At 67.4% G+C, this 9,352-nt stretch carries 9 protein-coding genes and 1 tRNA gene; 3 read left to right on the forward strand and 7 right to left on the reverse strand.

The genetic code is table 11. From position 1 onward, the window contains the following. Positions 1-519: 519 nt before the first annotated feature. Positions 520-951 (reverse strand): CBS domain-containing protein, encoded by a 432-nt coding sequence (locus tag AC1DPF_RS18600; protein WP_477962873.1) that lies wholly within the window; start codon positions 949-951, stop codon positions 520-522. 144 nt (positions 952-1,095) lie between these two features. On the opposite strand from AC1DPF_RS18600, the gene AC1DPF_RS18605 reads away from it, so the two are divergent. Next, a complete protein-coding gene (locus AC1DPF_RS18605; RefSeq protein ID WP_477873198.1) occupies positions 1,096-1,401 on the forward strand; it encodes a hypothetical protein in 306 nt (101 codons plus the stop codon). Between the two features lie 139 nt (positions 1,402-1,540). Here the strand turns inward: AC1DPF_RS18605 and AC1DPF_RS18610 are convergent, their stop codons facing one another. From AC1DPF_RS18610 to hisS, 4 genes are all read right to left on the reverse strand, one after another. Then, a complete protein-coding gene (locus tag AC1DPF_RS18610) occupies positions 1,541-2,506 on the reverse strand; it encodes a DUF4167 domain-containing protein (RefSeq protein WP_477873200.1) in 966 nt (321 codons plus the stop codon). 295 nt (positions 2,507-2,801) lie between these two features. Further along, positions 2,802-3,626 (reverse strand): peptide chain release factor N(5)-glutamine methyltransferase, encoded by an 825-nt coding sequence (gene prmC, locus AC1DPF_RS18615; RefSeq protein WP_477873202.1) that lies wholly within the window; start codon positions 3,624-3,626, stop codon positions 2,802-2,804. A 5-nt stretch (positions 3,627-3,631) separates the two neighbouring features. After that, positions 3,632-4,714, reverse strand: a complete 1,083-nt coding sequence (gene prfA, locus AC1DPF_RS18620; protein ID WP_477873204.1) for a peptide chain release factor 1 — start codon at positions 4,712-4,714, stop codon at positions 3,632-3,634. 5 nt (positions 4,715-4,719) lie between these two features. After that, positions 4,720-5,967, reverse strand: coding sequence for a histidine--tRNA ligase (gene hisS / locus AC1DPF_RS18625; protein WP_477873206.1), 1,248 nt, complete (start codon positions 5,965-5,967; stop codon positions 4,720-4,722). Positions 5,968-6,099: 132 nt separating this feature from the next. On the opposite strand from hisS, the gene ppa reads away from it, so the two are divergent. Next, on the forward strand, positions 6,100-6,639 hold the full coding sequence (gene ppa / locus AC1DPF_RS18630) for an inorganic diphosphatase (protein WP_477962875.1): 540 nt from the start codon (positions 6,100-6,102) through the stop codon (positions 6,637-6,639). Between the two features lie 238 nt (positions 6,640-6,877). Next, positions 6,878-6,954: transfer RNA gene (locus AC1DPF_RS18635), tRNA-Pro, on the forward strand. Between the two features lie 46 nt (positions 6,955-7,000). On the opposite strand, the gene AC1DPF_RS18640 is transcribed toward AC1DPF_RS18635, so the two are convergent. Continuing rightward, positions 7,001-8,068 carry a lipocalin-like domain-containing protein gene (locus AC1DPF_RS18640; protein ID WP_477962877.1) on the reverse strand — a complete coding sequence of 356 codons (1,068 nt, stop codon included), beginning with the start codon at positions 8,066-8,068 and terminating at the stop codon, positions 7,001-7,003. After that, a partial coding sequence (locus tag AC1DPF_RS18645; RefSeq protein ID WP_477962879.1) for an FtsX-like permease family protein occupies positions 8,065-9,352 on the reverse strand: 1,288 nt, incomplete at its 5' end. The genes AC1DPF_RS18640 and AC1DPF_RS18645, both read right to left, overlap by 4 nt.

Raw genomic sequence — 9,352 nt, forward strand, 5'->3', positions numbered from 1 at the left:
TTCCTGCACAATACACAAAGTGTGTTTGCATATTAAGACATGGAACGACTTGACTTTAAACCGATCCTCCGACGCCTTGAAGCCGCCAGAAACCGGAGCCGCCGCCCACATGTCCCTTCATCAATCCAACAATGAGAAAGAACCGAAAACCTTCCCTCCCCCAAGAATAATCTCTTCGGGTGATCGATCTAACGATCAGGAAAGTAACGGTGGAGGCCCGGTCGAAACCGCGTCACCCCCGTCGGTGGAGCGGCTTCTATGGGGGAGGCCCCACCCGGTCAACAACAAAATTACAAAAAAACGACAGCGCCAATCGAGCCAGATTTTCCGGGCATTTCAGCGCCATCGTTGAAACCGATATGGGATCCGGCCGAGCCGAATCAACCTTTCCGATTCGGCACTGCTGAAATTTCCGAGCCGCCAAGTCATTGATAGAGGCTGCTTTTACTCTGGATCGCAGAGATTCGCGACGAACCCCGCAGCGCACACCCCTCAACGGCCAGCCGGCGCGAGCCCCGATCAGGCCGTCTGGATATATTCGCGCAGGGCCGCGGCCTCGCTCTCGATCCGCTCCATCCTGAACTTGACCAGATCCCCGATCGAAACGAACCCGATGACGACGCCATCGTCGAGCACCGGCAGATGGCGGATCCGACGTTGCGTCATCATCGCCAGCGCCTCGAGTGGCGATGTGTTGCTGGTCACCGTGATCACCGGCGAGGTCATCACGTCACGCACCTGGCGGTTCAGAAAATCGGCTCCGTCGCGGCGGATGCCATAGATCATGTCGCGTTCGGACAGGATGCCGACGAGCTGCTCATTCTCCATGACAGGCACCGCGCCGATCCGCTTGTCGGCCAGCAGCGAGAGCACCCCGTTCACGGGCATATCCGGCGACACGCTGATAATGCTGTTGTTGGGTCGCCCATGAAGCATTGCCGCAATCGTCATATCGGCCTCCTACCCCCGTTCTACGCCCGGCCATGCAGGGCAGGCCAAGCCACGCTGGGGAGCCGCCTTCTCGACAGGGACGCAGGCGCATCCCCAACGGAGTTTGGTCTCCACCGCCTTGATAGTCCCACTTTTCCTTCCCAAATGGAAGCCATGACAAGACCACCCCGACGCCGGAATCGCCTTTCCGATCCGGTTTATGCGGCGCGCGCCTGGGCGCGCTATCGCTGGATCATGCGCTGGGTGGTTGCGGCCGCGGCGCTCAGCGTGGCCGCCGCGTTGATCTACCTCAGGGCGGACGGCTCGCCGCTCACCGCGACGATGATCATCGCCACCAGCGCCGGTGTCGCCCTCACCATATTGTTGGCTGGCGCGCTGATGGGGCTGATATTCCTGAGCTCGGGCACCGGCCATGACGACGATGTCGGCCATATCGACGAGCAGGATTAAGGGATTTCAAGTCGGCTCGAATGAGCCGACCACCCCGACATTGCGGCACATCTACGGAGAGTGGGCACAGTTTGATCCACGCCGAATGCAAAAAGGGCGGCCCGCGAGCCGCCCTTTTCCTTGAGCCATGCCAGCCTGTTCAGGCCACGGCAGATTCGCCGCGTGGCTTGCGGGTCCGGGGACGCGGACGGTCGCCGCCCTCGCTGCCATCTTCGACCGGCGTCTTCAGCGAAAGCGACGGCGGCAGGCGATCGACCTCGATCTGCTCGGCCGGCTGCGCCTTGGGCGGACGACCGCGGCGGCGGACGGGACGCGGCTCTTCCTCGGCCGACGGGGCATCCTGGACCGGGGGCCTGCTCTCGGCGACAGGCCCCAGGTTCAATTCCACGGGTGCGGGGCGCTGCTCGGCGGCCACGTGGCCCTGTTCCGCACGTGGCGGACGGCCGCGGCGCGGACGGCGCTCGGTTTCCTCGCCACGCTCGCCATCGCCGCGGTTGCCGTCGGCGTGATTCACGTCGTCTCGATTGCCACCGCCTCGATTGGCGTCGCCACGCGACGCTTCGTTCCGGTTGCCGTCGCTGCGGACATCGTCGCGATTGCTGGCGCGACGATGTCCATCGCCACGATTGCCATTGTCGCGGTTGCCGCGGTTACCGTCGCCACGATTGCCGTCGGACGTCTCGCGGTCGCCGAAATCGCGCTGCGCATCGGTTTCCCGCATCGCGAAGATCGGCTCTGGCGCCTGGCGGTCGTCATTGCCGATCCGCTCGCCCTCGTCGCCATAATCCTCGTCGGACTGGTTGGCATAGTCATCGCGGCGGGGACGGGGCTGCTGCTCCTCGAAGCGCGACCGGCTCTCGCTTAGCACCCGGAAATAATGGTCCGCGAACTGGAGATAATATTCGGTATTGACGCGATCGCCCTGCATCTGCGCGTCGCGCGCCAGCGCCTTATACTTCTCATGGAGCTGGGCGGCATTGCCGCGCGCGCGATTGTCGATGCGATTGCCGCGGTCCTGACCGCCACCACTGGAACCATTGCGCGGGGGTGCACCCTGACCACCGCCACGACCGCGACGGCGGCCGTTCTGCCGATTATTTATCAACTTTCCGATGTCCTCGTCACTGGTGGTATCGGTTCACCACTCCCTACACCGGGACCGTCCCGGAGCCATGAGGGGGCCATCGCCCCCAAACCGTAAAAGATGCACGCCGCCCACAGGCACGAACCCTTTCGGTCCGCATCCGCCTACGTCATGGTCGCTCGAAAAAACAGCGCCCCTGGCATTGGAGGTCGTAGCATGGGCCGGTGCGATACGCATCCAAGGCCCGTCAATAGCCCCGATGTAGGGGGTCGCGCCGCGATTTCCAAGCACAATATGTGGCCATGCGATAAAAGGATCAGCCTCTGACGACGATCGCGCGGTCTCGCCCGGCGAGATCGCGGCGAACCGCCCCGTCCATGCCGTTGGCCGCGAACAGCGCAACTACGCTATCTGCCTGATCTGCACCGATTTCGATCGCCGCCAGGCCGCCCGGGGCCAGCAGCCTGCCGATCTCGGGCGCCAGCCGCCGATAGTCATCGAGCCCAGCCGGCCCGGCGAACAGCGCCGTCGACGGCTCATGATCGGCGACGTCGGGCGGCAGGACCGCATCGCTGGCTATATAGGGCGGATTGCACAGCAGCAGGTCGAAACGCTCGTCGAGCCCCGCCGCCCAGTCGCCCTCCCGGAGCTCCGCCCGGCCAAGCAGCCCGAGCCGCGCCGCATTGCCGCGCGCGATGTCGACCGCAGCGACCGACCGATCGATCCCGAGGCCGGTCGCACGCGGCCACTCGGCCAGGGCGGCGAGCAGCAGCGCGCCCGATCCGGTGCCGAGATCGAGCACCCGCGCCGGCCCGGCCCGGCCGAAATGATCGACCGCCGCTTCGATCAGTGTCTCGCTGTCGGGCCGCGGGATGAGCACACCCGGCGCCACATCCAGGCTGATCGTCCAGAAATCGCGCCGACCGGTGATATAGGCGACCGGCTCATGCGCGCGCCGCCGCGCCACCAGCGCATCGAAGCCCTCGGGCGCCGCGATGTCCTGCCAGCCGAGCAGCATCACGCCGCGATCGACACCCAGCGCATGCGCCATCAGCAGTTCGGCATCGAGTCGCGCGCTGCCGCTGCTCTCCGACAGGATCGCCGCCGCACGCGCTAGCGCGGTGCGAACCTTCTCGACCATCGGCCTCAGCTATCCAGCTGGGCGAGGCGCTCGGCCTCATCCTCGGCGATCAGCGCACCGATCAGCTCGTTCAGCCCAGGTCCTTCCAGGATGTCCGGAAGGCGGTGCAGCGTCAGGTTGATGCGATGGTCCGTCACCCGCCCCTGCGGGAAATTATAGGTGCGGATCCGCTCCGACCGGTCGCCCGACCCCACCATCGATTTGCGCGCGCCGGCCCGAGCGCTCGCCAGCCGTTCGCGCTCCTGCTCATAGAGCCGCGTGCGCAGCACCTTGAGCGCCTTGGCCTTGTTCTTGTGCTGCGACTTCTCGTCCTGCTGGATCACCACCAGACCGGAGGGGAGATGGGTGATCCGCACCGCGCTGTCGGTGGTGTTAACCGACTGGCCGCCCGGGCCGGACGAGCGATAGACGTCGATCCGCAGGTCCTTGTCGTCGATCTGGACGTCGACCTCCTCCGCCTCCGGCAGCACCGCCACCGTCGCCGCGGAGGTATGGATCCGCCCGCCCGATTCGGTGACCGGCACGCGCTGGACCCGGTGGACCCCGCTCTCGAACTTCAGCCGCGCGAACACGCCGGCGCCGGTGACGCTCGCCACCACTTCCTTGTAGCCGCCGAGATCCGCAGCGCTGGCCGAGATCAGCTCGACCCGCCAGCCGCGATCCTCGGCATAGCGCTGGTACATGCGGAACAGGTCGCCCGCGAACAGGGCGGCCTCGTCGCCGCCCGTCCCCGCCCTTATCTCGAGCATCGCCGATCGCTCGTCGGCGGCGTCGCGCGGCAGCAGCTTCAGCGCCAGGTCGCGTTCCGCCTCGGGCAGCCTGGCGCGGATCTCCTCGACCTCCTCGGCCGCCATCGCGCGCATGTCCGCATCGCTGCTGTCGTCTTCCGCGAGCCCCTTGAGCACTTCGAGCTCGGCACGCAGCCGCCGCACCTCGCCCGCCGCCACCGCGACCGGCTCGATCTCCGCATAATCCTTCGACAGCTGGACGAACTGATCCGAAGGCAGATCGCCACGGGACATCAGCGCCTGGAGCTCGTCGCGACGCGCCTCGATCTGCGCGATCCGCGCCGATGTTATCCCGGCCATCGGCGTCAGCCCCGCAGCGTTTCGATCAGCTTGCCGACCGGCACCCAGCGCTGGGTCTGGTCGTCGAGCTGCTTCAGCGCCACTTCGCCCCGCGCCACCTCGTCATCGCCGATGATCACCGCCCAGGTCGCTCCCGACGCATCGGCCTTCTGCATCCGCTTCTTCATATTGCCCTTATAGGCCATATCGGCCGCGATGCCGGCGCGGCGCAGATCGGCGAGCACCGTACCGGCGACGGCCTGCGCACCGTCCCCCATCGGCACCACCGCGACATCGATCGTCTCGGTATCGGGCGCATCGATCAGCATTGCCAGCCGCTCGATCCCGGCGGCCCAGCCGACCGCCGGCGTGGGCGGGCCACCCAACGCCTCGATCAGCCCATCATAACGGCCGCCGCCGAGCACCGTGCCCTGCGCGCCGAGCCGGTCGGTGACGAACTCGAAGGCGGTGTGCCGGTAATAATCGAGCCCGCGCACCAACCGGGGGTTGCGCACCCAGGCGATCCCGGCCGCCTCCAGTCCCTTGGTCACCGCCTCGAAAAAGGCGCCGGCCTCGGCCGACAGATAGGCGTCGATCTCGGGTGCCGCGTCGGCGATCGGCCGGTCGCGCGGGTCCTTCGAATCGAGGATGCGCAGCGGATTGCGATCGAGACGATCGACGCTGTCCTCGGACAGCTCGCCGCGATGCCGATCGAAATGCGCGACAAGCGCAGCACGCCACGCGTCGCGCGTCGCCCCGTCGCCGAGCGTGTTGAGGGTCAGCGTCACGCCGTCGGAAATGCCGAGCTCGCGCAGCAGCTGGTCGGCCAGGCACAGCAGCTCGACATCGGCCTGCGGCTCGCCCGAACCGATCACCTCGGCATCCAGCTGGTGGAACTGGCGATACCGCCCCTTTTGCGGCCGTTCGTAGCGGAAAAGCGGGCCATGGGTGGCGATCTTCAGCGGCGCATGCTGCTGCCAGCCCTCGGTCAGATAAGCGCGGCAGAGGCCGGCGGTGAATTCCGGCCTGAGCGTCACCGAATCACCGCCACGGTCGTCGAAGCTGTACATCTCCTTGGAGACGACATCGGTGGTTTCGCCCAGCGACCGCGCGAACACCGCAGTCGGCTCGATCACCGGAACCTCGACTCGTCCGAAGCCGTACAGGCGGCGAACGCGATCAAAGGTGTCGACGACATGGCTGAAGCGCCGCGCCTGTTCGCCCAGCATGTCCTGCGTGCCCCGGATCGGGCGCGGTGTTTCGATCTTGCTCATCGCAGCGGCCTTAGAACAAATTCGGGGCGGGAGGGAAGATTGCCGCCCCTCCTGCATTTCGTCGCCGAAATCAGCGCGGTCGGCCTTATTCCCGCTTGGCATTCGGTGCAGTGCAGCATAAAGCCGCGCCCTATGAACATCGACCTTATCCCGATCGGCGATGATCCGCCGAACAGCCTCAACGTCATCATCGAAGTGCCGGTGGGCGGCGAACCCGTCAAATATGAGTTCGACAAGAAGTCGGGCGCGCTGTTCGTCGATCGAATCCTGCACACGCCGATGCGCTATCCGTGCAATTACGGCTTCGTGCCGCACACGCTGTCGCCCGACGGCGACCCGCTCGATGCCTTGGTCGTTGCGCGCTCGCCGTTCGTGCCGGGCTGCGTCGTCCGGGTACGGCCGATCGCGGTGCTCAAGCTCGAGGACGAAGCCGGCGGCGACGAAAAGCTGCTGACCGTGCCGGTGGACGGCACCTTCCCTTATTATTCCAAGGTCGGCGAGAAGGACGATCTGCCCGAGATCGTGATGCAGCAGATCGAGCATTTCTTCACTCACTATAAGGATCTCGAGGCCAAGAAATGGGTGCGGATCGGCACCTGGGGGGGCGCCGAGGAAGCCCGCCAGATCGTGCTCGAAGCGATCGAGCGCGCGAAGGCCGCGAAGGCGGCCTGAAGCTCCGGCCCTCGCGTTCATAAGATAATCGGAGAGGCCCCGCCCCCCGGCAGGGGCCTTTCTTTTTGCGGTTGCACAGTGTGTACCGATCGATGCCCAAGGGCCAACATCGCCCGATCCGAACCGCTCTTCGCCGCACGCCGAGCCGGCCTGAAAAAGCAGCGCGTGTCCGGCTTCAGAGTCTTTTTGACTTGATGCAGACCGGCTGCCCAGCTAGGCGCACCCACCTGCAATGTGTCGGGGCGTGGCGCAGTCTGGTAGCGCACTGGTCTCGGGGTCCAGGGGTCGTAGGTTCGAATCCTATCGCCCCGACCATTGCAGCAATCCTCCCCGTATCTGCCGACACGGCCCGAGGCCGTGCCTACATCGCCAGCGGCGCTGCATATCCGGTCAGTTCCAGATAGCCGCGCCCCCCCCTGGTTCGCACCGCCCCTTCCCAATAGACCGGCAGGCCGGTCCGCCGGCCGTCGAGCTCCTGCGCCGCGAACAGTGGCACCAGCGGGAAGCGCCTCACGCCCTCGGGCAAACGCACGCTCAGCAGCTGCTCGACGGGATAGACCGCCCCCGTCGCCGGGCTCTTCCAGGTGCGGCGAGGGCGGAAGCTGATGTCGCCCGGCGCGAAGCGGGTGACGCTTCCGTTCGGGCGGCGAAACGATCCGCCGGCCCACAGCACGCCGCCGCCCTTGCGCCGGATCCGGAACGCCATCAGCGCGCTGCCATCGTCGAGGTTCAGGCCGGTCCAGTCCCAGCCGGCGGCGTCGGGAGCGAGATAATCGGAGGACCATTCGCGGTCGAGCCACGCCTCGCCCGTCACGCGCAGAGGCGTGCCGTCTCGCAGGACAGTGCCGGCAACGGCGAGGTGCGGGATCGAGTAATAATAGCTCGCCTGCCCGGGTTTCGGTCCCTTGCGGCTATAGCCGTTCTCGCCCTGCGGCATCGGCTTCTGCGTCGGGTGGAACGCGAGGTCGAGCGCGAAGCCATCGGCCTGCACCCGGGTGGCGAAGCGGCCGTCGGACAGGCGGCGCAGGCGCCAGTCCCGGATGCGGATATCGGCGTCGCCCATCGCCGCCACCGCGAGCCCGAAGCCGGCATGGGCCGCGCGCTCACCATGCAGCAGGCGGCCCAGCTTCGGATCGGACAGGGCGGCGTGCGCGAACAGGATCTGCTGCGCGGCGAAGCGGCTCGGATTGGCAGGGTCGACGCGGGCTCGGCTGCGGAAGAAGGTCACCTGGAAGCCGAAGGCGCGGCCATCCTGTGCCTTGAGCCAGCCGGTGACGTACCACCACTCGGTGCGAAACGCCGGGTGCGCGCCATGGTCGGCAGGGAAGCGCAACTGCAGCCCCGGCTTCACCGCGGGATAATCCGCGGCAGGCGCCGCCATCGCGGCCGTCGCGATCAACGCGAGCGGTATGCCCAGTGCGCGAATCACCAATCCTCCCTCACCGCCAGCACCGCGTCGATCGACGTCGCCCGGCGCCCCGCGAGCATCGCCGTGCCCGCCGCGGCCACCACCAGCGCCGCGATCACCCCGGCCAGCGTGCCGACCGGGACATGCGTCGACATCGTCCAGTGGAAGGACTGCGGGTTGATGACATGGATGAGCACCTGCGACAGGATCAGCCCGAGCAGCACCCCGGCCAGGCCGCCGATCAGGCCGAGCAGCGCCCCCTCGGTGGCAAGCATCGCGATGATCTGGCGCTTCGATACGCCGAGATGGCGCAGCATCCCGAATTCGCGGGTGCGCGCCACGGTCTGCGCCGACATCGTCGCGGCGACCCCGGCAAGCCCGACCAGGATCGCCACCGCCTCGAGCAGATAGGTCACGGCGAAGCTGCGGTCGAACAGCGTGAGCGCAAAGCGGCGCAGCGCCGCGGGCTCGCTGATCTCGGTCTGCATCGCCAGCGCCGCCGGCAAGCGCGCGGCAAGGTCGCGGCCGACCTGTGCCGGCACCGCACCCTCTCGCACGGCGATCGCGGCCTCGTTGCGCATCGCATCGCCGGTCAGCCGCTGATAGTCGCCGGTGTCGATGATCACCGCGCCGTTCTGCCGTGCATAATCGCGCCAGATGCCGAGGATCGCGAAGCGCTGCCCCGGCGCGATCGGCAGGCTGATCGTCGCGCCCGGCCGCCAGCCATAGAGCCGCGACGCCGGCTCCGACACCCAGACCGGCACGTTGCCAGCGGGTGCGGGCGGGCCGGTCTCGATCAGGTCGAGCAGCGGATCGCGGCCTTCCCGGCCGACCGGACGCGCCACCAATATGATCGGCGGCCTGTCAGGCCGGATCATCAGCGGGATCTGCTGCGAGAAACGCATCTCCGCCACCCCCGGTGTCGCCGCGAGCCGCGCCTGGTCGGCGGGTGCGAAGCCCGGCAGGGCGCTGCGAACATATAGGTCGCCGCTCAGTACGTGGCCCAGCCAGCCGTCGACCGCGACGCGGAAGCTGGTGACCATCGTCGCCATCGCGATCATCAGCGCGGTCGAGGCGACGATCCCGCACAGCGCAGTCGCCACCTCGCCCGGCGCACCATGGACGTGCCGCGTGGCGAGCAGCTGCGGCACATGGCGGGCGGGCCGCCGCGACAACCAGCCCAGCGTCTGCCGCGCGAGCCAGGGAACCCCGGCGATTCCGCCGGCGAGCAGCAGCGCGATGCTCGCGAAGCCGAACAGCGGCAGTCCGCCCGCCGCGGGCAGCAGGGCGAGCGGTGCGCCCAGC

The sequence above is a fragment of the Rhizorhabdus sp. P4_G6 genome (genome assembly GCF_056401045.1).